Here is a 26044-nt window from a genome sequence, read left to right as displayed (position 1 = left end):
AAGACTAGGCCGTACGGCAACCCCCGTTGAAGGCGGCTTCGCTTCCCCGTCGGTCCGCCCGGTGCGGCGAGCCTGCGCTCAGTCCATCCGGCGCGGCCCGCCGAGCACCTGCTGTTCGGCCTGTCCGGCCACGGCCCGTACGTACTGACGGCGCATCCTGGTCGCCCACAGGGTCAGGTCGTCGCCGAGGCTGGGCAGGGCGGCGACGTCCTCCGGCGGCAGCGACAGGACCCGGCCGGTCAGTTCCGCCTCCTGCGGGGAGATCCGCTGCACGCCGACCAGGTCGGCGGCGTTCAGCACCCGGGAGGCGTTCGGCCCCAGGTAGGGCAGCAGTGTCAGGGTGGTCTGCCAGGGGGCGGCGGAGAGCCGGCTGCGCGGCGGGCGGGCGCCGAGGTCGCGCACCACCAGCACCGGCGAGGCCACCGAGGCGCCCTGCGGGCCGAGCCGGCCGACCTGGTGGACCGTCACGCACGGCTGGCCGCCGCCTGCCGCCTGGGCCATCGGGCCCCACAGCTGTCCACGGGCGGTCTCCACCGCGACCCGGGCGCCGATCGCGGCCGCCCGCAACGCGATGATCTGCGCCGTCCACATGCCGCCGACCAGCACCAGGTCGTACGAGGTCGGGCGGAACAGGCCGAGCACCGCGGGCAGTCCCTGCGGGTCGACGCCGATGACCACGCCGTCGTCGCCGACCGGGAAGGCCAGCGACGCGAGGTCGGCCGGCTCCAGCACGTGCTTCTCCCGGCGCGGGCCGCGCAGCCCGAAGCCGGGCAGGATCCGCGGCCGGACCCGGCGCTGTTCGGCGCCGGGCTGGGGGCCGGCGGTGGGGTAGGTCTGGTACGCCATCAGGAGGCCCCTCCGAGCGGCAGGGTGGCGAGCATGCCGGGGGCCTGCTCCAGGTCGAGCCGGACCAGGCCGAGCCCGGTGCTCTGGGCCCGGGTCTCCACCTGGCGGCCGATCTGGCCGACCTCGCTCTCGTTGCGGCCGGTCACCCGCAGGTGTCCGCTGACCGTCACCGAGCCGCCGGTGCCGTGTCCGGCGGTCAGGCTGAAGGTGCTGGCGAGGGCGGGGGAGCCGGTGATCAGGTTGACCAGGTCCGGTGCGGCGATCCGGCCGGGGGTGCCGCCGGGGCGGCTCAGCTGCGGCCAGCGGGAGATCCAGTAGGTGGTGTGCCAGCGGTCGTCGATCCGCCAGAACCGGTTGCCCTCCTGGGTGCGGCGGGTGGTGCCGCCGCCGCTGCCGGTGCCCTGACGGCCCGCCACCGCGATCGGGTTGGCGCAGGTGGAGATGGCCAGTGCGGCGATCAGCTCGCGCTCGTCCAGCACGGTGGCGTTGAAGCCGGCGCTGTTGAGCCGGCCGGCCAGCTGGTCGGTGACCCGCTGCAGCGCCTTGCGGGCGCCTTCCTCGCCGCCACCGCGGGCCCGGACGGCGGTCGCCGCGCGCTCCGGGTCGAGCTTGAGCGCGATCCAGGTCAGCCGCAGCCCGGGGGTGGAGGTGCCGTCCGGCAGTTCGCGGTAGGCGCGGGCGGCCAGCGACTGCTCGGGCAGGTGCGGGGCCGGGGCGGGCTGGGTGTGCTGGACCAGCTGCACCGACTCCAGGGTGATGTCGTCCACCGTGAGCGCCGAGCAGATCACGTCCAGCGGCAGCGGCAGTGCGGTGCGCACCGGCCGCAGCGGCTGGTCCTTGGCCTGGACGAGCAGCACCGAGCTGAGGAAGGTGCCGTCGCCGACCATGCCGGTCTCCCGGCGGACGGGTCGGCCGCCGAACTCGGCCTCGGTGGCGTGGGTGCAGGTGCGCAGCCCCGGTTCGAGCTCCAGCGCCGGCGCCAGCGCCGGGTCGGTGCCGGCCGGCGGCAGCAGCGTCCTGGCCTGCTTGCGGCGGGACTTGAGGGCGGCGCGGACCCGCAGCAGTTCCGGGACGGTGCGGCCGCGCACCGGGACGAGCGCGAGTACGAGCAGCACCAGCGCGATCGCGCCGAAGCCGGCCGCGACCGGGCGGCTGATCGTCCAGCCGACCGCGACCAGGGCCACGGCGACCTCGACCAGAACGAGCTGCTGGAGCTTCAACCGCCCACCGAGCAGGCCCGGTCGGGGGTTGATCCGGACCTGGACGGCGCCGCCGCCCCCGCCTCCGGTCGGCTGCGGTCGGGCGGTCCCGGTCCCCGTTCCCGTCTCGGCCGCCGGTGCGCTGTGCTGCGCCCGGCCGGCCCGGCGCGACCTCCCGCCGCCCGCACTGCGGCGACGTCCTGGAGCGGTCTGGCTTGGCATCCCCCGGTGGCCCTCTCTGATCCGTTGTCGCGGCCCGGCTGGCTGTGTCGCGGACCGTACCCGTACCGTACTCACCGTCTGCTGCCGCATCGTAGAGGGTTCGCGCCGGTTCGTGCCCGGCGGGTGACCACGGGGCCGGTCGGTCTGACAACGCCCGACAACGTCTGACAAGGGGGACGACGAGGTATGGCATCGCGCCGGGACGAGCTCAACGCGTACACCTTCGCCCGCAAGCGCACGGTGGGCGCCTTCCTGCTGCCCGCCGGCGGCGGCAGCGACGAGGACGCGCCGCGTCCGGTGAAGGCGGTGCTGCCGAGTGTGCTGGCCGGGGCGGTGTTCGTGGCCGGGTTCGGGATCCTGGGGGTCTTCAAGCCGAGCGCGCCGGTGAAGTGGGACGACGGCAAGAACATCATCCAGGGCAAGCAGTCCACCACCCGGTACGTGGTGCTCCTCGACCAGGACAAGAAGACCAAGCGGCTGCACCAGGTGCTCAACATGTCCTCGGCGCGGCTGGTGCTGCCCGCGGGCGCCAAGGTCGTGGTGGTGGACGACGGGGTGCTCGACCGGTACCCCAACCACGGGCCGACGATCGGCATCCCGTACGCGCCGGACAAGTTGCCGACCACGGACAACGCCAGCAAGCCGATGAAGTGGGCGGTGTGCGACCGCCCGGGCTCGGACGACAAGCAGGAGACCGTCAACCAGGCGGTGTTCGTGGCGGCCGGCGCGGACGCGACGGCGCTGGCGGCCAAGGACCGGATGCTCGGACCGGACCAGCTGCTGCTGGTGCAGCAGGCCGACGAGCAGCAGGTCTCGGCCGCGCCGGCGCCGGGTCAGCCGGCTGCCGCGGGTGCGGCGGTGTACCTGGTCGACGCGCAGGGCCGCAAGCACCTGATCGGCTCCCCGCAGTCGGACGACAAGGAGCGGAAGGCGCTGATCACCGCGGTGTTCGGGCCGAACGCGGTGGCGCAGCGGGTCAAGCGGGAGTGGCTGGAGACCCTGGTGACCGCCACCCCGGTCACCTTTCCGCAGGTCGAAGGGGTCGCCGACAGCCAGGGCGCCAACTCCAAGGTGGAGCTGAGCAACCAGGCCGACCGCCGGGTCGGCCGGCTGGTGCACTACCGGGACCGCCACTACGTGGTCGGCAAGGAGCAGCTCTACCTGGTGACGCCGTTCCAGGCGGACCTGATCCGGCAGAACCCGGCGTACCAGATGCTCTACAAGTACGACCAGGACAAGAATCCGCGCAGCGACGAGATGACTCCGGCCGACAACGCCCAGTGGGGCGGCGACGTCGCCCTGAAGGGCACCGTGGCGGACTGGCCGCTGAAGACCGGCGCGCCGGTGAACAACCAGCAGGACCGCCAGGACGCCCGGATGGTCGTGTGCAGCACCTACGACGGCGTCGCCGAGGACGGAACGACGGCCAAGCGCAGCGTCTGGGCCGGGACTTCGTACCCCGCGCCGTACAACAACGGTGCCGGGGCGGCGTACGTGACCCCCGGCCACGGACTGTTCTACCGTTCGCTGGACAAGGCGGCCGCCGGCTCCGGAACCGACTTCCTGATCACCGAGACCGGGTTGCGCTACTCCGTCCCGTCCAACACCGACGGCGGCCCGCGCCCCGGCGCCTCGCCGCAGCCCGGCCAGAGCGGCGCCCCGAAGCCGCCGACCCCGCAGGCCACCGCCACGCCGGCGCCCGGGGCTCCGGCCCAGGAACCCGGGCAGCAGCAGGAGGAACCCGGCGGCAACCAGGCCCGGTTGGGTTACCAGGGGGTCCAGCCGCTGCCGGTACCGAAGGAGTGGTCGGACCTGGTTCCGGCCGGCCCGCCGTTGACGGCGAAGAGCGCCGCCCAGCCGCAGAACGCCTGACCACCAAGCACGGCAACCGAATTGGCCCCAGTGTCATGGTCTGGTAACTAGTCAGTGATCGGTGTTGGGCGAGCTGCGTGTGCCGACTACAGTGCTGCTGGACATCACACAGGTGATGTGGCGGCGGGCCCGCGAGGGTCGTCCGCACGCAGAAGAATGTTGTCTCATGGGGGACGGTGGAGCATGGCTCAGGGTCAGTTCACGATGACCGCGCAGGAGATGCTGGCTTTCGCCAAGCAGATCGAAGAGGCCATCGGCAAGATCGAGGCGGAGCGGACCAAGCTGATCAGCACGGTCTCCGGCATCACCGGCGGCTGGCAGGGCCAGGCCGCGACCGCCTACACGAACCTGCAGAACCGGGTCAACGAGGACATCGCGAAGCTCAAGGAGTCGCTGACCGCGATCAAGCACGCGATCGAGCTGACCACCAAGCACTACGCGAGCACCGAAGAGGAGCAGAAGGCGATGTTCTCCTCGGCCCAGGGCTGATCACCGCGTCCGCGTTGATCGTCGCACCCGCGCCGACCGCCGTTCTGTCCTGATCCACCGCTCTGCGGAGCGCCCGCCACTGACCGCGTGGCGCTCCGCATCCTCGTCAAGGGAGACAACGTGTCCGACCACATTCTCGTCAACTTCGAGACCGTTCACCACGCGTCCGAGGAGGTCAAGGCCTCGGCGAGCCGCATCGACCACCTGCTGAACGACCTCAAGGGCAACGTCACCCGCATCGCCGCCAGCTGGCAGGGTGCCGCCCAGCAGGGCTACCAGGCCCACCAGGCCCAGTGGGACTCCCGCGCCGCCGACCTCCAGCAGACCTGCTCGCAGATCGCGACCTCGCTGGACCAGGCCGCGCAGAGCTACCGGACGACCGAGGACGCCAACGCCAAGCTCTGGGGCTGACGTTCGGGTTCCGTAGGGAACAGCAGGGGGCGGGTACCCGGATTCCGGGCACCCGCCCCCGACGCGCGACACGGGTGGACGACATGAGGGGTGGCAGGGTGTCCCGACACGGGTACCGGAAGGCGGCGGCGGCGTTCGCCGCGCTCGCGGTGCTGGGCGGTCCGCTCGCCGTCCCGGCGTACGCCGAGAGCGGGCCCGGGCTGGCCGCGGCCGGTGACTGCCCCAAACCCGCGCCCGACGTCCAGACCGTGCCGTGGTCGCTGCAGCGCCTGCTGCTGAACGAGCTGTGGCAGGGCGGGAAGACCACCGGCGCCGGTGTGACGGTCGCGGTCATCGACACCGGGGTGGACCGGACCAACCCGCAGCTGGGGGGCCAGGTCCCCGACGCCACCCGCACGAAGTCGGTCGACAAGCTCGTGGAGGGTCCCAACCTGCTGGTCAACCGGGAGACCAAGCAGCCGATCCAGGGCAAGTCCACCGAGGACCCGGTCGGCCACGGCACCAAGGTGGCCGGCATCATCGCCGCCCAGGTCAGCACGCAGACCGGGTTCGTCGGACTGGCCCCCGACGCCAGGATCCTGGCGATCCGGCAGAACGACAGCGACGGCAACGGCGACGTCTCCTCGCTGGCCGTGGCGATCAGGGAGGCGGTCAAGGGCGGTGCCCGGGTCATCAACATCTCCCAGGACGTGCGCGGCGCGGGCGACGCCCGGTTCGGCGGCTACGCGGAGCTGAAGGCCGCCGTCGAGTACGCCGAGGAGAACAGGGCCGTGGTCGTCGCCTCCACCGGGAACGACGGCAAGGAGGGCGACACCTACCCGGGCGCCTTCCCGACCGTGCTGGCCGTCGGCGCCTCCGACCGCAACAACGAGCGTGCGCCGTTCTCCCAGTACGGCGGCTTCGTGAAGGTCGCCGCGCCCGGTGTCGACATGCTGTCCACCGTGCCCGGGGGCGGCCAGTGCGTGGACAACGGCACCAGCTTCGCCGCCCCGTACGTCTCCGGGCTCGCCGCGCTGCTGATCGGCGCCCATCCGGACTGGAAGGCCGCCCAGGTGCGGGCCTGGATCGAGCAGAGCGCGCAGCGCACCCAGCGCGAGCCGGACACGTTCATCGGCTGGGGCGTGGTGGACCCGGTCAAGGCCGTCACCAAGGCCCCCGCCGACGCGCCCCTCGCGCCCGTCCCGGACGCCCCGGTGCAGCTCGCCGCCGCGCCGATCGTGCCGCGCCCGGTGGGCCTCGGCGAGACCCAGGCCGCCCGCGACGGCCGTACCGCGACGTACGTCCTCGGCGTCGGCGCGCTGGTGGTCGCCCTGCTGGTCGGCGGCGGCACGGTGCTGCGCGACCACCGGCGCAAGTCCGCCGACTGACGCCGGACCGACGTCCGCCCGGCCCCGTCCTCCGCTCGCCCGGCCCCCGCCCGCCCCCGGCGCGGGTCGGCCCACCGAAGATCCGCCGGAACCCCTGTAACACCGCCGCCCGCCCGGCGCATCGATGAAGTGTCAGCGAGGGTGGACCACGGGGGGCAGGGCGCATGCGGTGGATCGGGACGGGCCGGGAGGCCAAGGACGCGGAGTTCCTGGAACTCGTCTCCGGCCGGACCGGTCACCTGTACCGCTCGGCCTGCCTGCTCACCAGCGGCGACACCCACTACGCCGAGGACCTCGTGCAGGAGGCGCTCAGCCGGATGTACGTGCTGTGGCGGCGCAGCGCCTTCACCGGGCGCGGCCGGATCGACAACCCGGCGGCCTACACCCACACCGTCATGGTGCGCACCTTCCTCGCCCAGCAGCGCCGCCGCTCCAGCGGCGAGCGTCCGAGCGACGCCCTGCCGGAGCCGGAGGGACAGGACGTCGACCGCACCCTGCGGCTGACCCTCCTCGACGCGCTCGGCCGGATGCCGCCCAAGGACCGCGCGGTCCTGGTGCTGCGCTACTGGGAGGACCGCAGCGTCGAGGAGACCGCCGAGGCCATGCGGGTCTCCTCCGGCGCCGTCCGCACCCGCACCACCCGGGCCCTGACCCGGCTGCGCGCCCTGCTCGGCGACTCGCTGACCGAACTCGCCACCCACTGAGGCCGGTGGCCGCCCGGCCCTTCCCGCCATCCGTGACACGGCACCTCCCGCAACCCGCGACGCAAGGAGACGGTGAACACCCATGTCCGAACCGGACAAGTTCGAGGACGATCTTCTCTATGCCCTCACCCGCACGGGCGAAGGCTTCCGCACCGAACAGGCAGGCCTGGTCGCGGGCGGTTACCAGCGCGGCCGCCGCCGCTGGCGCCGCCGCTCCGCCGCCGCCGTGGTGGGCGGTGCGGCCGCGCTGGCCCTGGTGGGCACCGGCGCGGTGTACCTGGGCGCCCCGGGCGGGAGGGACGCGGGCACGGTGAGCGCGGCCTCCGCCCCGGCGGGCAGCGCCGCCGGGACCGTCACCGCCGCCGCCGCGGCCACCCCGAGCGCCGTGAAGTCCTCCGCGCCGACGGTGGTGTCCGGCGACGAGGTGCTGGCCACCTTCCGGGCCCTGCTGCCCCGGGGGGAGACCACCGAGGCCGAGGGCCGCGGCACCGACGACGAGCGGCAGGGCGGCACCTACGCCTCGGCGAGCCTGGTCCTCGACGACGGCCAGGGCAAGTCGCTGATCCAGCTGGGCGTCCAGAAGCACTGGCCCAAGCAGACGCAGGCGCCCACCTGCCCGACGGACTTCAAGCTCGCCCGGGTCGACTCCTGCACCGACACCACCCTGGCGGACGGCTCCCGGCTCCTGCTGCTGCAGGGGTACGAGTACTCGGACGACCGGGCCGACACCAAGGAGTGGTCCGCCGTGCTGACCGGCCCGGACGGCCGGAGCATCTCCGTCCACGAGTGGAACGCGCCCAAGGAGAAGGGCGCGCCGGACAGCCGCCCCAACCCGCCGCTCTCCCCGGACCAGCTGAAGGCGGTCGTGACCGACCGCTCCTGGGACCGGATCGCCGCGGCGGTCCGGTACGACGGCGTCGATCAGGACGCGGTCGACCCCCACCTGTCGCTGGCCGACCGGGAGACCGTCCTGGCCGGGCTGCTGCCCCAGGGGGTGAGCGTGACCGGCCGCTCCGGCAACGCGCTCTCGGCCACCTTCCAGCTGGCCCAGGGCCAGGCCGCCGGCGCGCTGATGCTGCGGGTGGAGAACTGGGCGGGCGGTGGGAACGCCCTGGGCGAGCGGGCCTTCAAGGACGCGACCACCCTCCCCGACGGGAGCCGGATCCTCGTCAACGGGGACCCGGAGGGCAAGGAGAAGCCGCTGACGGTGAACGTGCTGCACCCGGACGGCACGGACGTGCTGGTCTACCAGCTGCCGAACGACAAGCAGGCGCCGAACGCCAAGCCGCTGCTCACCGTGGACCAGGTGAAGGCGATCGCCACCAGCCCCGCCTGGAAGGCGGGGAAGTAGGCCGGCCGCGGGACGCGCACACGGCGGTGCCCCGGGCTGGGGGAGGCCCGGGGCACCGCCGTGTGGGGGAGGGGTGGGGGTCAGTCCTGCTGGTCCTCGGGGAGGCTGATCACCCAGCGGGTGTCCTGCCGGGGGCGCAGGTAGAACAGCCAGTAGAGGGTGGCGGCGGCGGTGATGCCGCCGGTCCACAGCAGGGGCTCGGTGTCCAGCTTGGTCATCACGTAGACCAGGACGGCGATCAGCACGACCGGGACGGCCGGCCACAGCGGCATCCGCCAGGCGGCGGCGTGCTTGTGGTGGGCGCGGCGGGAGAGCAGCGCGGCGATCGCGACCAGCAGGTACATCCCGGTGACGGCGACGCCGGTGATGTTGCTCAGCAGCTCGCCCTTGACGAAGCAGAGCGCGGCACCGGGCAGGCCGACCGCCAGGGTGGCGATCCACGGCGAGCCGAACCGGCCGAGGGTGCCGAAGGCCTTGTTGACCGGCTCCGGCCACGCCTTGTCGCGGGCGGAGGCGAACAGCACCCGGGAGTTCTGGATGACCATGACGATGCCGGCGTTGATGATGGCCAGCGCGACGCAGAGGCTGATGAAGGTGCCGACCGCGGAGTTGCTCCAGGCGGTGACCATGGCGGAGATGTCGCCGGAGGACAGGGTCTGGAGGTCGGGGGCGCCCATGGTGATGGCGACGACCGGGACCAGGATGATGGCCGAGGAGATGCCGAGCGTCCACAGCACGGTGCGCGAGACGTTGCGGCGGGGGTTCTCCAGCTCCTCCGACAGGTAGACCGCGGTGGAGAAGCCCTGGGTGATGAACAGGGCGATGCCGAGCGCGCCGACGATGGCGCCCACGCTGACCGTGGTGGTGGCGCCGCCGTCCCCGGCGGCCACGCCGTGCAGCAGGCTGGGGGCGCCGCTGTTGGCGTGGGCGAAGCCGAGCACCGAGACCACGCCGGCCGCGATGACCTCCAGGACCAGGAAGATGCCGGTGATCCAGGCGTTGGCGCGCAGGTCGAGCAGGCCGGCCAGGGTGGCGGCCAGCATCACGGCGGCGCCGGTCATGGCCTTGTCCAGGTGCAGGACGGGGGCGAGGTAGTCGGCGGTGCCGAGGGCGATGACCGACGGGACGATCATCACCACGATCAGCGAGAGCACGAAGACCAGCCAGCCCATCAGCCGTCCGGCGAGGGTGCCGACCATGGCGTACTCGCCGCCGGCGCTGGGGATCAGGGTGCCGAGCTCGGAGTAGCAGAAGGCGACCGCGACGCAGAGCACGGTGCCGATCGCGATGGCCAGCGCGGTGGCGCTGCCGATGCTGGAGAAGAGTTCCGGCACGATCACGAAGAGCGTCGAGGCCGGGGTGACGCAGGACAGCGTGAGCAGTGTGCCGCCCACGACGCCGATCGAGCGCTTGAGTTGCTGGGGCGCTGCCGCCTCGGCCGCCGTGGCGGCTACGGTCTGTGGCGGGCGAAGCGTGTCGGGCATGTGGCTTCCGATCGGCTCTGTGCGGTCCTGGAGTGGGAGCGGTATCGCCTCCGCTGGCTGGTTGCTCGGTGTCCGGTTCCAGTCGCTCCCGGGCCGCAATGGAACCTCGGGCGTATTGATCGAGTCAACGCCGGAACTGCTGCGGAATCCGTTGCGCAGAACGGCATAGGCATGCGATCCGGTGATCACGTTCGGTCATTGCGAGCTTTGTCCGAGTTGTTACCTTGGCCACATCGCGATTGAATCCAAGGTGAACAAAGGTGGGCGTCAGCGATTCAAAGGTGTGGCTCCCGATGGACGGCGACACGCCCAGGCGCCCCCGAAACGCCGGGCAACTCCCCGGCCGGGTGCGGGAACCGCAGCCCCCGGCCGCAAAGTGGCAGGTAACGTTTCGGAACCTGGGACGCCGAAGGGGTCGGACTCCACGAGTCCGACCCCTTCGGTCACGTTCCGCGACGACCGGCGCGACTACGCCACCGGCAGCCAGCCCGTCTGGACCATCTGCCCGTGGGTCGCGCGGCGCGACACGTAGACGCCCCGGCCCGGCGGCAGCGCCTGCGGCTTGACCGTCCCCAGCAGCGCGCCCTCGTCCCGGTTGCCGGAGAGGATCACGCCCTGGCCACCGAGCTCGCGCATCCGCTGCAGCACCGGCTCGTACAGCGAGCGGCCGGCGCCGCCCGCGCTGCGGGCCACGATCACCCGCAGGCCGATGTCGCGGGCGAACGGCAGGAACTCGGCCAGCGGGGCCAGCGGGTTGCCCGAGCTCGTCGAGACCAGCTCGTAGTCGTCGACGATCACGAACATGTCCTTGCCGCTGTACCAGCTGCGGTTGCGCAGCTGCTCGGCGGTCACGTCCGGGCCCGGCAGGCGGCGCGAGCAGGCGCCGCGCAGCATGTCCACGATGGCCGCCATGGCCGGCTGCGCGGCCGCGTACTCCACCAGGTACTCCGGCGGCACGGTGCCGAGCAGCGCGCGCCGGTAGTCGCCGACCACGATGCCCGCCTGGTCCGGGGTGTAGCGCTCGGTGATCTGCTTGATCAGCATCCGCAGCATCGCCGACTTCCCGGACTCGGTGTCGCCGAAGACGATGAACAGCGGGTCGGTCTCGAAGTTGACGAAGACCGGCGCCAGCTCGGCCTCGTCCACGCCGAAGGCGATGCCGCGCTCCGGGTGCTCGAAGCCCTTCGGCAGCGAGTGGCCGTCCAGCACGGCCGGCAGCATCCGCACCTGCGGGGCGCGCGGGCCGCTCCAGGCCCCGTCGACGGCGCCGACCAGCCCGGCCACCCCGTTCTGCAGGTCGTCCACCGAGGAGGAGCCGTCCAGGCGCGGCAGGCCGGACAGGAAGTGCAGCCGCTCCGGGGTGATGCCGCGCCCGGCCAGCGGCGGGACGTTCTGCGCCACCCGGCGGTCGACCTCGGACTCCATCGCGTCACCGAGCTTCAGCTCGGTCCGGTTCTGCAGCAGGTCCTTCAGCGCCGGGCGCACCTCGGCGTACCGGGCCGCGGTGATGACCAGGTGCACGCCGTAGCCGAGGCCGCGCTGGGCGATGTCGCCGATCACCGGCTCCAGGCCCTCGAACTCCTGCTTGAAGGTGTTCCAGCCGTCGATCACCAGGAAGACGTCGCCGAAGGCCTCGTCGGGCAGCTGGCCGGCCGCCCGGCGGGCCCGGTAGGTGGCGATGGTGTCGATCCCGGTGACCCGGAACAGCTCCTCGCGCCGGTTGAGCACCCCGTGCACCTCGGAGACCATCCGGCGCACCTTGTCCACGTCCAGGCGCCCGGCCACCCCGCCGACGTGCGGCAGTCCGGCGAGCGACTGGAAGCTGCCCGCGCCGAAGTCGAGCAGGTAGAACTGCACCTCCAGCGGGGTGTGGGTGAGGCCGAACGAGGCCACCGTGGTGCGCACCACGGTGGACTTGCCGGAGCGCGGACCGCCCACGATCAGGCCGTGGCCGGCCGCTCCCGCGTAGTCGACCTCCAGGATGTCCGTCTTCTGCTCGCGCGGCTTGTCCACGATGCCGATCGGCACCCGCAGCCGGCCCACCGGGTAGCCGGGCGTGGTCAGTCCGCGCTCCGGCACGACCTGCAGCGGCGGCAGCAGGTGGTCCATGCTCGGCGCCTCCTCCAGCGGCGGCAGCCACACCTGGTGCGCGGCCGGGCCCTGGCCGGCCATCCGCTGGACGAACACGTCCAGCACGGTGTCCACCAGGGCGTCGTCCTGCTCCGGGGCCTGCGGCGCGACCTCCTCCTCCACCAGGTCCGGCAGGTCCACGAAGGCGGCGGTGAACTCCACCGGATGCGCGTTGACCCGCCGTCCGCCGGTCGACCGCTGCTGCCCCGGCGCCCGGTAGGGCCCCGAGACGTAGGCGGCCTTGAACCGGTCCATCACGTCCTCGCCGAACTTGAGGTAGCCGACGCCCGGCACCGGCGGCAGGTGGTAGGCGTCCGGGACGCCGATCGCCGCCCGGGACTCCGCGGCCGAGAAGGTGCGCAGACCGATCCGGTACGACAGGTAGGTGTCCAGACCGCGCAGCTTGCCCTCCTCCAGGCGCTGCGAGGCCAGCAGCAGGTGCACGCCCAGCGAACGGCCGATCCGGCCGATCTGGATGAACATCTCGATGAAGTCGGGCTTGGCGGTGAGGAGTTCGGAGAACTCGTCGATGATCAGCACCAGCGAGGGCAGCGGGTCCAGGGCCGCGCCGGCCGCCCGGGCCCGCTCGTACTCGTGGATGTTGGCGTAGTTGCCCGCCGAGCGCAGCAGCTCCTGACGGCGGTGCAGCTCGCCCTCGATCGCGTCGCGCATGCGGTCGACCAGGGTGAGCTCGCCCTCCAGGTTGGTGATCACCGCGGAGGTGTGCGGCATGTCCGCCATGCCGGAGAAGGTCGCACCGCCCTTGAAGTCGGCGAGGACGAAGTTCAGGATCTCCGAGGAGTGGGTCATCGCCAGCGCCAGCACCAGCGTGCGCAGCAGCTCCGACTTGCCGGAACCGGTCGCGCCCACGCACAGGCCGTGCGGGCCCATGCCCTCCAGCGCGGCCTCCTTGATGTCCAGGTAGACGTGCTCGCCGTTGGCGCCGACACCGATCGGCACCCGCATCCGCTCGTGCTGGGCGCGCGGGCGCCAGCTGCGGGCCACGTCGAAGGAGCCCGGGTCGCCGGAGCTCATCATGTCGGTGAAGTCGAGGTTGGACAGCAGCGGCTCGTCGTCGCCGCCGGCCGAGATCCGGTACGGCGCCAACTGCCGTGCCAGCGCCTCGGACTGCCACACCGAGAGCAGGTCGGGCTTGCCGGTGTACGTCGCGCCGGAGGCCGAGCGCAGCACCAGCTCCTCGGCGCCGACCGTCACCATCAGGTGTCCGCTGGGCTCGTCGACCTCGCCCGGCACCACCTCGATGACCGTCACGCCCTGCACGCCCTCCGGGCTCGCCAGCAGGGAGTCCTGCGGCACCCCGGCGCCGTCCATGACGACCACCAGGTGCGGCTGGTCGGACGGCGGCGCCACCTCGCGCACGAAGCGCTGGCGGCCGGCCAGCTCGTCCTGGAGCAGGTACTCCAGGTCGCCCAGGTCGGCGGCGAACAACCGGCGCGAGCCCGCGCCGTCGGCCTCCTTGCGGTGCTGGTTGTGCGGGAGCCACTTGGTCCACTCCCACTCCTCGGCCGCACCGGGCGCGGCGGCGACCGCGACCATCAGGTCGTCCGGCGAGTGCAGGGTGGTCAACTGGGCGATCATCGCGCGCACGTTCCCGTACACCGAGTCCGGGTCCCCGCACACCGTGATGTGGTAGAAGGCCCGCAGCGAGACCGCCAACGGCAGGTCCTGGAGGGTGCCGTGGGCCTTCAGGAAGGAGTGCATGGCGGCCGCCGACAGCGGCTCCAGCTCGTCCATCGGCGCGGTCTGCGGCGCCACCAGCGGCGTGGACAGCTGCACCGGCCCGAGGCCGACCCGGATCTGCGCGAAGTCACCGTCCCCGGTGCGCCGTTCCCACAGCCGCCGGCCGTCCTCGACGATCGACCAGAGCTGGTCCGGCGCCGGGTTCAGGAACAGCAGCGCGCCGCGCTGGCGCTCCGCCGTGCGGCGCACCTGGCGGCGGGTCTGCTGGAGGTACTTCAGGTAGTCGCGCCGCTCGTCCGCCATCGCGGTCGAACCGCCCTTGCGGGCCCGGACGATCTGCGCCAGCACCATGCCGAGCGTCGAGGCGATCATCAGACCGCCCATGATCTTCATCGGGGCCGCGGCCCCCGGCGAGAAGAAGAACACCGCCGAGCCACCCATGCCCATCATCGGCAGGATGCTCATCAGCCAGTCCTCGCCGCCCTGCCGGGGCAGTTCGGGCGGGCTCACCAGCTCCACCGGTTCGTCCGGCACGGTGGGCGGATACGCCCTGGCCGGTCGTTTGACCGTGATCACACCCATGTGTCATCCACCCCGCGGCGTCGATCGATCACTTCGGCATCAGCCCTCACGCGATTGCGTACGGTCCGTACGGGAATCCGGTGGCTGAGGACGCCCCACCCAGCGCAGCCCCCGTACCTTTGCGCAGGCGCCGATCCTAACGGGCGCCCGCGCACCGCCCGCCAGGGCCCGGTACGCACCGGCAGCGGACACGAACCGAACGGGTAGGGTAACGCCGCGCCAACTCGCGGCCCGGTCGGGCCGGTTCCACAGCAACACCGAGCGCCGCCGTGCCTCGGCACCGTCAACAAGGGGGAGCGCCAAGTGCGTCGAAGGATCGAGGTGGGGGCCCTCATGGGCGAGCGCAGCGAGGGGGACGCATGAGCACCGCCGCGACGGGCTACTGCCGGGTGACCGTCGTCGCCCCGGACCGCCGGATCGACGTCGCCCTGCCCGAGGACGTCCCGCTCGCGGACGTCTACCCCGAGGTGCTGCGCCTGGCCAACCAGAGCCAGCCCGACGGCACCCCGACCGGATTCCACCTGGTCCGCCGCGACGGCACGGTGCTCGACAGCGGGCTGCCGCTGGCCGCCCAGCAGGTCCGCGACGGCGACCTGCTGGCGCTGCGCCCCTTCGCCGAGTCGCTCCCGCCGGCCGTCTACGACGACGTCGCCGACGCGATCGCCAGCGCCGTCGAGGCCGACCGCCGGTTCTGGACCGCCGAGCTGATGCGGGGCTTCGGCCTGATCGGCGCCGGGGTGCTGCTCACCCTGCTCGGCTTCGCGCTCTGGTTCTCCGACCTGCGCCACGACATGCACGGCCTGCCCGGTGTCCTGGCCGGCGTCACCGCCGTCGTGCTCACCGCGTTCGCCGGGGTGCGCGCCCGGGTCTACCAGGACGCCCACGCGGCCGTCGCGCTCGGCCTCGGCGCGCTGCCGCACGCCATGATCGGCGGCAGCGGCCTCATCGCCGTCGCGCATCCGGGGGACGGCCCCGGCCGGCTCCAGTTCCTGGCCGGCTGCGTCTGCGTCCTGGTGGTCTCCGTGCTGCTGGCGGGCCTGCTGCCGGAGAAGGACGCGGTGTTCGTCGCCGCCGCCCTGGTCTCCACCGCCGGCGCGCTCGCCACCTTCGCGGCCGTCCTGCTGCCGGAGACCCCGGCCGGGCACATCGCCGCCGTCACCGGGGTCGCCGCCGTCGCCGTGGTCGGCTTCCTGCCCAGCCTCTCCGCCCGCTTCGCCCGGCTCCCGGTCGGCTTCAGCGCCCCCGGCCAGACCCGCACCCGCAGCCGGGACTACGACGAGGAGGCCGAGCGCGCCGAGGCGGTCCAGTACGAGCGGATCGCGCACCAGGCCCGCCGTGGCCACGAGGTGCTGGTCGGCCTGGTCGGCGGCTGCGCCGCGGTCGTGGTCGGCGCCTGCGCCGTCCTCGGCTTCACCGACGAGACCTTCCCCGAAGTGCTCGCGCTCGCCCTGGGCCTGACCACCATGCTGCGCGCCCGGCTGTTCCGCTACACCGCCCAGGTGATCAGCCTCACCGTGGCCGGCCTGCTCGGTCTGAGCCTGCTGATCGTCGGGCTCTCCCTGCACACCCCGCAGTTCTTCCTGCGGGCGGCCGGCTCCACGACCGAGCTCGACCTGCGCACGATCTGGCTGACCGGCTCGATCGCCTTCGGTGCCGCGCTGCTCACCGCGATCGCCCTGGTGGTGCCGCGGCTCGGGGTCTCCCCGTTCTGGGGGCGCATCCTGGACCTGGTGGACAGCCTCACGCTGATCTCGCTCGTCCCGCTGGCGCTCGCCGTCCTGGACGTCTACCGGCTGGTCCGCGGCGCGACCGGCTGACCGGCCGCGGTCCCGGTGCCGCCCGCCCGCCGACCGCCCACCAGGGCCGCAGGTCGGCCGGATGGGCGGCACTGGTACGCTTGGCCTCCGAGCGCAGCCGTGTGCCCGCCGCCCCGTCGTGGGCGGCAGCGCGCCGGCCGCGTTCGCGACACCGAGTTCTCGATGAGTCCTGTGCTGTCGACCAGGACCGCTCGGTAGACCCTGAAGGAGTTGCAGTGGCTCTCGCCTCTGACGTCAAGAAGCAGATCTTCGCCGAGTTCGGCCAGAAGGAGGGCGACACCGGTTCCCCCGAGGTCCAGGTGGCCATGCTCTCCCGCCGCATCTCGGACCTGACCGAGCACCTCAAGACCCACAAGCACGACCACCACTCGCGTCGTGGCCTGCTGATCCTGGTCGGCCAGCGCCGTCGCCTGCTGCAGTACCTGGCCAAGAAGGACATCGAGCGCTTCCGTACGCTCGTCGACCGTCTGGGCATCCGCCGCGGTGCCGCCGGCGGCGCCCGCTAAGACCGCCGCACGGGGCGGCTCCCCACACCGGGGGGCCGCCCCTCGCGCGTATGCCGCGGCTGTTCGGCGGCGGCACCCTGAGATAACAACTCGCGCGCACCTCCCCAGGTGGCCGAGGATTGCACCGTAGGGTTGTGGGCATGCCGGGTGATGGCGCACCAGCGCGCCACCCGGGCAGCAGGACCCGAACCCCCCGCGGGACGAAGGCTTCAAACGGAAGCCGCCCGCATCCGAGAGAGCGTCCAGACGCGGACCGCCCTTCCCGGCCCGGCAGCCGTGAGGCGCCGGTCCTCGGTAGTGGCCGTCGGAACCCCCGCAGACCGAGCGGGGCACTCCGGAGGCTTCGATCGAAGACCGGCCCGACTGCCGCCCTCCCTGACGAGGGCCCGGGGCCCACTGCAGGCAGTGCGCGGGGACGCTCTCCCGGAGACGTACGAAAGAGGAGATCTTCCAGGTGGAAGAGAACGTGTTCTACGCCGAGGCCGTGATCGACAACGGTTCCTTCGGCACCCGTACCATCCGCTTCGAGACCGGCCGCCTGGCCCGTCAGGCCGCCGGCTCCGCCGTGGCCTACCTGGACGACGACACCATGGTGCTGTCGGCCACCAGCGCGTCCAAGCAGCCGAAGGAGCACTTCGACTTCTTCCCGCTGACCGTGGACGTCGAGGAGCGGATGTACGCCGCGGGCCGCATCCCCGGCTCGTTCTTCCGTCGCGAGGGCCGGCCCTCCGAGGACGCGATCCTCACCTGCCGCCTGATCGACCGCCCGCTGCGCCCGTCCTTCGTCAAGGGCCTGCGCAACGAGGTCCAGGTCGTCGTCACCGTGATGGCGCTCAACCCCGACCACCTGTACGACGTGGTCGCGATCAACGCCGCCTCCGCCTCCACCCAGCTGGCGGGCCTGCCGTTCTCCGGCCCGATCGGTGGCGTCCGCGTCGCGCTGATCAACGGCCAGTGGGTCGCCTTCCCGACCCACAGCGAGCTGGAGTCGGCCGTCTTCGACATGGTCGTCGCCGGTCGCGTCCTGCCGGACGGCGACGTCGCGATCATGATGGTCGAGGCCGAGGCCACCGACAAGACCATCAAGCTGGTCGAGGGCGGCGCCGAGGCGCCGACCGAGGAGATCGTCGCCTCCGGCCTGGAGGCCGCGAAGCCGTTCATCAAGGTCCTCTGCGCCGCGCAGGCGCAGCTGGCCGCCCACGCCGCCAAGCCGACCGGCGAGTTCCCGGTCTTCCTGGACTACCAGGACGACGTCCTCGCCGCGCTGAGCGCCGCCGTCAAGGACGAGCTCGCCCAGGCCCTGACCATCCCGGGCAAGCAGGAGCGCAACAACGAGCTGGACCGCGTCAAGGCGCTGGCCGCCGAGAAGCTGCTGCCCGAGTTCGAGGGCCGCGAGAAGGAGATCAGCGCCGCCTACAACGCGCTGACCAAGAAGATCGTCCGCGAGCGCGTCATCAAGGACAAGGTCCGCATCGACGGCCGCGGCGTCACCGACATCCGCACCCTGGCCGCCGAGGTCGAGGCCATCCCGCGGGTGCACGGCTCGGCCCTGTTCGAGCGCGGCGAGACCCAGATCCTGGGCGTCACCACGCTGAACATGCTGCGCATGGAGCAGCAGCTGGACACGCTCTCCCCGGAGACGCGCCGCCGCTACATGCACAACTACAACTTCCCGCCGTACTCCGTCGGTGAGACCGGCCGCGTGGGCTCGCCCAAGCGCCGCGAGATCGGCCACGGCGCGCTCGCCGAGCGCGCCCTGCTGCCGGTGCTGCCGACCCGCGAGGAGTTCCCGTACGCCATCCGCCAGGTCTCCGAGGCGCTCGGCTCCAACGGCTCCACCTCGATGGGCTCGGTCTGCGCCTCGACCATGTCGCTGCTGAACGCCGGTGTGCCGCTGAAGGCCGCCGTCGCCGGCATCGCCATGGGCCTGATCTCGCAGGAGATCGACGGCGAGACCCACTACGTCACGCTGACCGACATCCTCGGCGCCGAGGACGCGTACGGCGACATGGACTTCAAGGTCGCCGGTACCCGCAACTTCATCACCGCCCTCCAGCTGGACACCAAGCTGAACGGCATCCCGGCGTCGGTGCTCGCCGCCGCGCTGAAGCAGGCCAAGGACGCCCGCCTGCACATCCTCGACGTGATGAACGAGGCCATCGACTCGCCCGACGAGATGTCCCCGAACGCGCCGCGCATCATCACCATCAAGATCCCGGTGGACAAGATCGGTGAGGTCATCGGCCCCAAGGGCAAGATGATCAACCAGATCCAGGAGGACACCGGCGCCGAGATCACGATCGAGGACGACGGCACCATCTACATCGGTGCCGCCGACGGCCCGGCCGCCGAGGCCGCCCGCACCACGATCAACCAGATCGCCAACCCGACCATGCCGGAGGTCGGCGAGCGCTACCTGGGCACCGTGGTCAAGACCACGACGTTCGGCGCGTTCGTGTCGCTGATGCCGGGCAAGGACGGCCTGCTGCACATCTCGCAGATCCGCAAGCTGGCCGGCGGCAAGCGCGTCGAGAACGTCGAGGACGTCCTCGGCGTCGGCGCCAAGGTCCAGGTCGAGATCGCCGAGATCGACCCGCGCGGCAAGCTCTCCCTGATCCCGGTCATCGAGGGCGAGGAGGGCGGCGAGGCCGCTTCCGAGTGAAGCGCCGCTAGCTGACCCCCGCGGCCCGTACGCCCCCCGGCGTGCGGGCCGCACCCCGTTGTCCACGCGTTCGTCCGTACGTGCCCATCGGCACGTGCGTTTCCTCTGGAGGTACCACCCGTGGCGCAGGCCCCGGCGGTAACGCAGCGTCCCGGCACCACCCGGACCCTGCTCAAGGGCGTCGACGGCGCCGGCACGGTGCGCCGCACCGTCCTCCCCGGCGGCCTTCGGGTCGTCACCGAGACCCTGCCCACGGTGCGCTCCGCGACCTTCGGCATCTGGGTCGGCGTCGGCTCGCGGGACGAGACCCCGCAGCTCAACGGCGCCACCCACTACCTGGAGCACCTGCTCTTCAAGGGCACCGACCGGCGCAGCGCGCTGGACATCTCGGCCGCCCTGGACGCGGTCGGCGGCGAGATGAACGCCTTCACCGCGAAGGAGAACACCTGCTACTACGCCCGGGTCCTGGACACCGACCTCCCGCTGGCCATCGACGTGGTCTGCGACATGCTCACCGGCTCGCTGATCCGCACCGAGGACGTGGAGGCCGAGCGCGGCGTCATCCTGGAGGAGATGGCGATGGCCGAGGACGACCCGGGCGACGTGGTGCACGACCTGTTCGCCAAGGTGATCTACGGCAGCGGCCCGCTCGGCCGCCCGATCCTCGGCACCCAGGAGACCATCCGGACGCTCACCCGGGACCAGATCGCCGGCTTCTACCGCCGCCGCTACCGGCCCGAGCACCTGGTCGTCGCCGCGGCCGGCAACCTCGACCACCGCAAGGTGGTGAAGCAGGTCGAGCAGGCCTTCGCGTCGGTGCTGGCGGCGTCCACCGCGGCCCCCGCCGAGGCGCGGCGCGGCGTCAAGGCGCTGCGCACGGCCGGCAGGGTCGAGGTGCTCAACCGCTCCACCGAGCAGGCCCACCTGGTGCTGGGCGTGCCCGGGGTGCCGCGGCACGACGAGCGCCGCTGGGCGATGGGCGTGCTCAACGCGGCCCTCGGCGGCGGGATGAGCTCCCGGCTGTTCCAGGAGGTCCGCGAGAAGCGGGGCCTGGCGTACTCGGTCTACTCGTACTCCTCGTCCTACGCGGACAGCGGCCTGTTCGGCATCTACGCCGGCTGCCAGCCCAAGCGGGTCGAGGAGGTGCTGCGGATCTGCCGCGCCGAGCTGGCCAAGGTGGTCGAGGAGGGCATCACCGAGGAGGAGCTGAACCGGGCGATCGGCCAGATCTCCGGTTCCACCGTGCTCGGCATGGAGGACACCGGCTCGCTGATGAACCGGATCGGCAAGGCCGAGCTCAGCTACGGGCACCACCTGTCGGTGGACGAGATGCTGGAGCGGATCGCCGCGGTGACCCTGGAGGACGTCCACGCGGTGGCACGTGATGTGCTGGGCGCGCACCGGCCGTCGCTCGCCCTGATCGGCCCGGTCAACGACAAGCGGGCCGCCAAGCTCGCCGATCTGCTGGTCTGAGAGGACGTTTCGCTATGACGCTGCGTGTCGCCGTGATCGGCGCCAGGGGCAGGATCGGTTCCGAGGCGGTCAAGGCCGTCGAGGCCGCTCCGGACATGGAGCTGGTCGCCGCCCTCGGCCGCGGCTCCGCGCTGGAGGAGCTGACCTCGGCCGGGGCCCAGGTCGCGGTCGAGCTGACCCACCCGGACTCGGTGATGGGCAACCTGGACCACTGCCTGCACCACGGCATCCACGTGGTCACCGGCACCACGGGCTGGACGGACGAGCGGCTCGCCACCGTCCGCGGATGGCTGGAGGAGGCCCCGGAGCTCGGCCTGCTGATCGCCCCGAACTTCTCCATCGGCGCCATCCTCGGCATGAAGTTCTCCCAGATCGCCGCCCGGTACTTCGAGTCGGTCGAGGTGGTCGAGCTGCACCACGACCGCAAGGCCGACGCCCCCAGCGGCACCGCCACCCGCACCGCCCAGCTGATCTCGGCCGCCCGGGCCGAGGCCGGCCGGCCGCCGCAGCAGGACCCGACCACCCACAGCCTGCCCGGTGCGCGCGGCGCCGACGTGGACGGGGTGCCGGTGCACGCGGTTCGGCTGCGGGGCCTGCTCGCCCACCAGCAGGTGATGTTCGGCGACACCGGCGAGACGCTCACCATCCGGCACGACTCGCTGCACCACAGCAGCTTCATGCCGGGCATCCTGCTGGGCGCGCGCAAGGTGGTCGAGACGCCGGGGCTGACCTTCGGCCTCGAACACTTCCTGGACCTGTGACAGTCTCGACCCCAGGGAGCGCGTGATGACCTCTCGTACCGGTTTCTTCGTCCTGTCCGGCGTGCTGCTGCTGGTCGCCCTGGTCTGCGTGGGCGAGGGCGTCCAGCTGGTCGCCACCGGCAAGCCGCTCGGCATCGGCATCGGGATCTGCGCCTTCGTGATCCCGGTGGTCGGCGTCTGGTTCCTGCGCCAGACCGTCCGCTTCGGCCGGGACAGCGAGCGGCTGGCCCGCGAGCTGGAGGCCGAGGGCGGCCTGCCGGTGGACGAGTTGAAGCGCAGCAAGGGCGGGCGGATCGACCGGGCCTCGGCCGACGCGGTGTTCGCCCGCCGGCAGGGCGAGGCACAGGACGCGCCGGGCGACTGGCGGGTCTGGTTCCGCCTCGCCGTGGCGTACGCCGACGCCGGCGACACCCCGCGCGCCCGCAAGACCATGCAGCACGCCATCAGGCTGCACAGCACCGAACCCGCAAGGAGTAACGCGTGAGCGACGAACCGACGGCCCCCAGCTTCCGCAGCGACGTGACGGTGGAGCTGGTCCGCAGCGCCGCCGCCGACTCGGACGTCATCTGGGCGGCCCGGGTCTCGACCGCGGGCGAGCAGTCCCTGGAGGCCGTCCAGCAGGACCCGGAGAAGTCCAAGGGCCTGATCAACTTCCTGATGCGCGACCGGCACGGCACGCCCTTCGAGCACAACTCGATGACCTTCTTCATCAGCGCGCCGATCTTCGTGTTCCGGGAGTTCCACCGGCACCGCAGCGGCTGGTCGTACAACGAGGAGTCCGGCCGCTACCGCGAGCTCCAGCCGGTCTTCTACGTCCCGGGCGAGGAGCGCAAGCTGGTCCAGCAGGGCCGCCCCGGCAAGTACGAGTTCCACGAGGGCACGCCGGAGCAGCACCGGACCACCACCGAGGCGATGGAGGCCGCGTACCGCGAGTCCTACGCCCGCTACCAGGAGATGCTGGCCGCCGGGGTGGCCCGCGAGGTGGCCCGCGCGGTGCTGCCGGTGGGCCTGTTCTCCTCGATGTACGCGACCTGCAACTCGCGCTCGCTGATGCACTTCCTGTCGCTGCGCACCAAGCGGGAGAACTCGGCGGTGCCGTCCTTCCCGCAGCGCGAGATCGAGATGGTCGCCGAGCAGATGGAGGAGCAGTGGGCCCGGCTCATGCCGCTCACCCATGCGGCCTTCGAGAAGCACGGCCGGGTCGCCCCCTGACCTGGGACGACAGGCATATGGGCAGAGTGTCTGGCATGTCTGGATTGCGGCTTTTCTAGCCGCTCCCTACATTCGTGAACACGGATTCCGGTGCTGCCTGAACCCCCGAGCGGGCAGCACCGGAATCCCACGTCCGCGCCACCGACGCGCTGCACCTGTCCGAACAGCGGACCGGCATGGGTAACGCCCCACCGCCTACGAGTAGCTTTGGACGCATGGCTCCGACCTCCACCCCCCAGACGCCGTTCGGCCGGGTCCTGACCGCCATGGTCACCCCGTTCACCGCCGACGGCGCGCTCGACCTCGACGGCGCCCAGCGCCTCGCCACGCACCTCGTGGACTCCGGCAACGACGGCCTCGTCGTCAACGGCACCACCGGTGAGTCCCCGACCACCAGCGACGCCGAGAAGGCCCAGCTGGTCCGCGCCGTGGTCGAGGCGGTCGGGGACCGCGCCCACGTGGTGGCCGGCGTCGGCACCAACGACACCCACCACAGCGTCGAGCTGGCCCGGCAGGCGGAGGCCGCAGGAGCGCACGGCCTGCTGGTCGTCACGCCGTACTACAACAAGCCCCCGCAGGAGGGCCTGTACCGGCACTTCACCCAGGTCGCCGACGCCACCGGGCTGCCGGTCATGGCGTACGACATCCCGGGCCGCAGCGGGGTCGCGCTGAGCCACGAGACGCTGGTCCGCCTCGGTGAGCACCCGCGGATCGTCGCCAACAAGGACGCCAAGGGCGACCTCGGCGCCGCGGCCTGGGCGATCGCCCGCGCCGACCTCGCCTGGTACTCCGGCGACGACATCCTCAACCTGCCGCTGCTGTCCGTCGGAGCCGTCGGCGTGGTCAGCGTCGTCGGGCACGTGGTGGCCGGGGACCTGCGGGCGATGATCGAGGCCTTCCTGGTGGGGGATGTGGTCAAGGCCACCAGCATCCACCAGCGCCTGCTCCCGGTGTTCAGCGGTATGTTCCGCACCCAGGGCGTGATCCTCAGCAAGGCCGCGCTGGAGCTCCAGGGCCTGCCCGCCGGCCCGCTGCGGCTGCCGCTGGTCGGGGCGACGCCCGAGGAGGTCGAGCGATTGAAGCAGGATCTCGCCGCCGGCGGGGTACACCTCTAACAGACACGGACGTGCGCGCCCCGGCTCGCCGGACCTCCCAGGGTCCGCCGCTGGACCGGACAGAAGGCGCGAGAGCACAGACCCAGTAGGAAAACGACACTGAGTACGCGCGCCATATGTCTCCAGGGGGAGGACCCCGGGCATATGGCGTGCGTCGTGAGGAGAGTCTTTTGAGCCACCCGCACCCCGAGCTCGGCGCGCCCCCGGCACTGAAGGAGGGCGCCCTCCGCATCACTCCGCTCGGCGGCCTCGGCGAGATCGGCCGCAACATGACGGTCCTCGAGTACGGGGACCGCATCCTGATCGTCGACTGCGGCGTCCTCTTCCCCGAGGACGAGCAGCCCGGCGTCGACCTGATCCTCCCCGACTTCAGCTACATCCGGGACCGCCTCGACAAGGTCGACGGCATCATCCTCACCCACGGGCACGAGGACCACATCGGCGCTGTCCCCTTCCTCCTGCGGGAGAACCCGGACATCCCGCTGATCGGCTCCAAGCTGACCCTCGCCCTGATCGAGGCCAAGCTCGCCGAGCACCGCATCCGGCCGTACGTGCTGGAGGTCAAGGAGGGCGAGCGCGAGCGCATCGGCCCCTTCGACTGCGAGTTCATCGCCGTCAACCACTCCATCCCGGACGCCCTGGCGGTGGCGGTCCGCACCCCCGCCGGCATGGTCGTGGCCACCGGTGACTTCAAGATGGACCAGCTGCCGCTGGACGGCCGCCTGACCGACCTGCCGACCTTCGCCAAGCTGGCGGAGGAGGGCATGGACCTCCTGCTGGTGGACTCCACCAACGCCGAGGTCCCCGGCTTCATCCCGCACGAGCGGGACATCTCGGCGGCGCTGCGCAACGTCTTCGCCAACGCGGAGAAGCGCATCATCGTGGCCTCCTTCGCGAGCCACGTGCACCGCATCCAGCAGGTCCTGGACGCCGCCCACGAGTACGGCCGGAAGGTCGCCTTCGTCGGCCGCTCGATGGTCCGCAACATGGGCATCGCCCGTGACCTCGGCTACCTGAAGGTCCCCGGCAACATGGTCGTGGACGTCAAGCAGCTGGACGACCTGCCGGACAAGCAGGTCGTGCTGATCTGCACCGGTTCGCAGGGCGAGCCGATGGCGGCGCTGTCCCGGATGGCCAACCGCGACCACCAGATCCGCATCGTCGAGGGCGACACCGTCGTCCTGGCCTCCTCGCTCATCCCGGGCAACGAGAACGCCGTCTACCGGGTGATCAACGGCCTGACCCGCTGGGGCGCCAAGGTCGTGCACAAGGGCAACGCCAAGGTGCACGTCTCCGGCCACGCCTCGGCCGGTGAGCTGCTCTACTTCTTCAACATCTGCAAGCCGCGCAACCTGATGCCGGTCCACGGCGAGTGGCGCCACCTGCGCGCGGCCGCCGAGCTGGGCATCGCCACCGGGGTGCCGCGCAACCGCGTGGTCATCGCCGAGGACGGTGTCTGCGTCGACCTGGAGGGCGGCGTCGCCCGGATCGTCGGCAAGGTGCAGGCCGGGTACGTCTACGTGGACGGCTCCTCGGTCGGCGACATCAGCGAGGCCTCGCTCAAGGACCGCAAGATCCTCGGCGAGGAGGGCTTCATCTCGGTCTTCGTCGCGGTCGACTCGACCAACGGCAAGATCGTCGGCGGCCCGACCATCCAGGCCCGCGGCTCCGGCATCGACGACAACGCGTTCGGCCCCGTGGTCGCCAAGCTCCAGGAGGCGCTGGACCGCTCGGCGAGCGACGGCGTTCTGGAGCCCCGCCAGGTGCAGCAGCTGGTCCGCCGGACCATCGGCAAGTGGGTCGCGGACAACTACCGCCGCCGGCCGATGATCCTGCCGGTCGTGGTCGAGGTCTGACGCTCGGCCGACACCGGCTGAGGCCGGTTTGACGTGGGGCGACCCGGTGCGTAATGTTCTCCGGGTTGCCCCACGGGACGGCCCCTCGGAAACGGGCTCGAATCTGAATTCGAGAACGACCGGGGAAAACGGACCGAGAAACTCTGATAGAGTTCGGGAGCGCCGAAAGGCGAAAGCGAATCAAATGAGTGAAACTCCGGAAAACGGAGCGGAAAACATCTGATAAGCTGGAAACACGAAAGAACGAAGCCCGGAGGGTCCGCTGGAAGGCGGTCCGAAGGAAG

Annotated in this window: 19 protein-coding genes; 15 read left to right on the top strand and 4 right to left on the bottom strand. The window is 71.9% G+C overall.

Annotated elements, in window-relative coordinates; all coding sequences use genetic code 11:
• Positions 1 to 78: 78 nt before the first annotated feature.
• Both ABZ449_RS35830 and eccE read right to left on the bottom strand, forming a co-directional pair.
• Positions 79 to 846, bottom strand: coding sequence for a hypothetical protein (locus ABZ449_RS35830; protein ID WP_360354496.1), 768 nt, complete (start codon positions 844 to 846; stop codon positions 79 to 81).
• On the bottom strand, positions 846 to 2066 hold the full coding sequence (gene eccE, locus ABZ449_RS35825) for a type VII secretion protein EccE (protein ID WP_360354494.1): 1221 nt from the start codon (positions 2064 to 2066) through the stop codon (positions 846 to 848). Before eccE ends, ABZ449_RS35830 begins: the two co-directional genes overlap by 1 nt.
• A 387-nt stretch (positions 2067 to 2453) precedes the next feature.
• Between eccE and ABZ449_RS35820 the strand changes: the two genes are divergently transcribed.
• The 6 genes from ABZ449_RS35820 (at position 2454) to ABZ449_RS35795 (ending at position 8461) form a co-directional block, all read left to right on the top strand.
• On the top strand, positions 2454 to 4139 hold the full coding sequence (locus ABZ449_RS35820) for a type VII secretion protein EccB (RefSeq protein ID WP_360354491.1): 1686 nt from the start codon (positions 2454 to 2456) through the stop codon (positions 4137 to 4139).
• 183 nt (positions 4140 to 4322) lie between these two features.
• The gene (locus ABZ449_RS35815) at positions 4323 to 4628 is read left to right on the top strand and encodes a WXG100 family type VII secretion target (protein WP_360354488.1); all 306 of its coding nucleotides are present in this window, start codon (positions 4323 to 4325) and stop codon (positions 4626 to 4628) included.
• 120 nt (positions 4629 to 4748) lie between these two features.
• Complete coding sequence (locus tag ABZ449_RS35810; protein ID WP_360354485.1) at positions 4749 to 5039, top strand: WXG100 family type VII secretion target; 291 nt, start codon at positions 4749 to 4751, stop codon at positions 5037 to 5039.
• A gap of 98 nt (positions 5040 to 5137) precedes the next feature.
• On the top strand, positions 5138 to 6406 hold the full coding sequence (mycP, locus tag ABZ449_RS35805; protein WP_360354482.1) for a type VII secretion-associated serine protease mycosin: 1269 nt from the start codon (positions 5138 to 5140) through the stop codon (positions 6404 to 6406).
• Between the two features lie 164 nt (positions 6407 to 6570).
• A complete protein-coding gene (locus tag ABZ449_RS35800; RefSeq protein WP_360354479.1) occupies positions 6571 to 7110 on the top strand; it encodes a SigE family RNA polymerase sigma factor in 540 nt (179 codons plus the stop codon).
• 82 nt (positions 7111 to 7192) lie between these two features.
• A complete protein-coding gene (locus ABZ449_RS35795; protein WP_360354477.1) occupies positions 7193 to 8461 on the top strand; it encodes a hypothetical protein in 1269 nt (422 codons plus the stop codon).
• Between the two features lie 80 nt (positions 8462 to 8541).
• Here the strand turns inward: ABZ449_RS35795 and ABZ449_RS35790 are convergent, their stop codons facing one another.
• Positions 8542 to 9945 carry an APC family permease gene (locus tag ABZ449_RS35790; protein ID WP_360354475.1) on the bottom strand — a complete coding sequence of 468 codons (1404 nt, stop codon included), beginning with the start codon at positions 9943 to 9945 and terminating at the stop codon, positions 8542 to 8544.
• Positions 9946 to 10413: 468 nt separating this feature from the next.
• Positions 10414 to 14358 (bottom strand): type VII secretion protein EccCa, encoded by a 3945-nt coding sequence (eccCa, locus tag ABZ449_RS35785; RefSeq protein WP_360354473.1) that lies wholly within the window; start codon positions 14356 to 14358, stop codon positions 10414 to 10416.
• Between the two features lie 359 nt (positions 14359 to 14717).
• Here eccCa and eccD point away from each other — a divergent pair, with 359 nt between their 5' ends.
• The 9 genes from eccD (at position 14718) to ABZ449_RS35740 (ending at position 25760) form a co-directional block, all read left to right on the top strand.
• A complete protein-coding gene (eccD, locus tag ABZ449_RS35780; RefSeq protein ID WP_360354471.1) occupies positions 14718 to 16175 on the top strand; it encodes a type VII secretion integral membrane protein EccD in 1458 nt (485 codons plus the stop codon).
• Between the two features lie 215 nt (positions 16176 to 16390).
• Complete coding sequence (gene rpsO, locus ABZ449_RS35775; protein ID WP_031072625.1) at positions 16391 to 16681, top strand: 30S ribosomal protein S15; 291 nt, start codon at positions 16391 to 16393, stop codon at positions 16679 to 16681.
• 454 nt (positions 16682 to 17135) lie between these two features.
• Positions 17136 to 19343, top strand: coding sequence for a polyribonucleotide nucleotidyltransferase (locus ABZ449_RS35770; RefSeq protein WP_360354468.1), 2208 nt, complete (start codon positions 17136 to 17138; stop codon positions 19341 to 19343).
• Positions 19344 to 19463: 120 nt separating this feature from the next.
• Entirely contained in the window at positions 19464 to 20816 is a 1353-nt protein-coding gene (locus ABZ449_RS35765; RefSeq protein WP_360354465.1) for a pitrilysin family protein, read from the top strand.
• Positions 20817 to 20830: 14 nt separating this feature from the next.
• Positions 20831 to 21577, top strand: a complete 747-nt coding sequence (gene dapB, locus ABZ449_RS35760) for a 4-hydroxy-tetrahydrodipicolinate reductase (protein ID WP_360354462.1) — start codon at positions 20831 to 20833, stop codon at positions 21575 to 21577.
• Positions 21578 to 21602: 25 nt separating this feature from the next.
• On the top strand, positions 21603 to 22061 hold the full coding sequence (locus ABZ449_RS35755; RefSeq protein ID WP_360354459.1) for a tetratricopeptide repeat protein: 459 nt from the start codon (positions 21603 to 21605) through the stop codon (positions 22059 to 22061).
• Entirely contained in the window at positions 22058 to 22789 is a 732-nt protein-coding gene (thyX, locus tag ABZ449_RS35750; RefSeq protein WP_360354456.1) for an FAD-dependent thymidylate synthase, read from the top strand. The genes ABZ449_RS35755 and thyX overlap by 4 nt, the downstream gene beginning before the upstream one ends.
• 215 nt (positions 22790 to 23004) lie before the next feature.
• The gene (gene dapA, locus ABZ449_RS35745; protein WP_360354453.1) at positions 23005 to 23904 is read left to right on the top strand and encodes a 4-hydroxy-tetrahydrodipicolinate synthase; all 900 of its coding nucleotides are present in this window, start codon (positions 23005 to 23007) and stop codon (positions 23902 to 23904) included.
• Positions 23905 to 24074: 170 nt separating this feature from the next.
• Positions 24075 to 25760: a ribonuclease J gene (locus ABZ449_RS35740; protein ID WP_360354452.1), complete on the top strand. Its 1686-nt coding sequence runs from the start codon at positions 24075 to 24077 to the stop codon at positions 25758 to 25760.
• Positions 25761 to 26044 lie beyond the last annotated feature (284 nt).

It is taken from the genome of Kitasatospora sp. NPDC005856 (assembly GCF_040629945.1).
In the GTDB taxonomy this organism is placed as follows: Bacteria; Actinomycetota; Actinomycetes; order Streptomycetales; family Streptomycetaceae; genus Kitasatospora.
This window is presented reverse-complemented; position numbering and strand designations above follow the sequence as displayed.

Excerpts from the sequence above, each read along its gene's own strand:
- ABZ449_RS35815 (WP_360354488.1), top strand. The coding sequence starts at position 4,323 with ATGGCTCAGGGTCAGTTCACGATGACCGCGCAGGAGATGCTGGCTTTC.
- ABZ449_RS35800 (WP_360354479.1), top strand. The coding sequence starts at position 6,571 with ATGCGGTGGATCGGGACGGGCCGGGAGGCCAAGGACGCGGAGTTCCTG.
- ABZ449_RS35820 (WP_360354491.1), top strand. The coding sequence starts at position 2,454 with ATGGCATCGCGCCGGGACGAGCTCAACGCGTACACCTTCGCCCGCAAG.
- ABZ449_RS35830 (WP_360354496.1), bottom strand. The coding sequence starts at position 846 with ATGGCGTACCAGACCTACCCCACCGCCGGCCCCCAGCCCGGCGCCGAA.
- dapA (WP_360354453.1), top strand. The coding sequence starts at position 23,005 with ATGGCTCCGACCTCCACCCCCCAGACGCCGTTCGGCCGGGTCCTGACC.
- ABZ449_RS35795 (WP_360354477.1), top strand. The coding sequence starts at position 7,193 with ATGTCCGAACCGGACAAGTTCGAGGACGATCTTCTCTATGCCCTCACC.
- ABZ449_RS35790 (WP_360354475.1), bottom strand. The coding sequence starts at position 9,945 with ATGCCCGACACGCTTCGCCCGCCACAGACCGTAGCCGCCACGGCGGCC.
- eccD (WP_360354471.1), top strand. The coding sequence starts at position 14,718 with ATGAGCACCGCCGCGACGGGCTACTGCCGGGTGACCGTCGTCGCCCCG.
- ABZ449_RS35755 (WP_360354459.1), top strand. The coding sequence starts at position 21,603 with ATGACCTCTCGTACCGGTTTCTTCGTCCTGTCCGGCGTGCTGCTGCTG.
- dapB (WP_360354462.1), top strand. The coding sequence starts at position 20,831 with ATGACGCTGCGTGTCGCCGTGATCGGCGCCAGGGGCAGGATCGGTTCC.
- eccCa (WP_360354473.1), bottom strand. The coding sequence starts at position 14,358 with ATGGGTGTGATCACGGTCAAACGACCGGCCAGGGCGTATCCGCCCACC.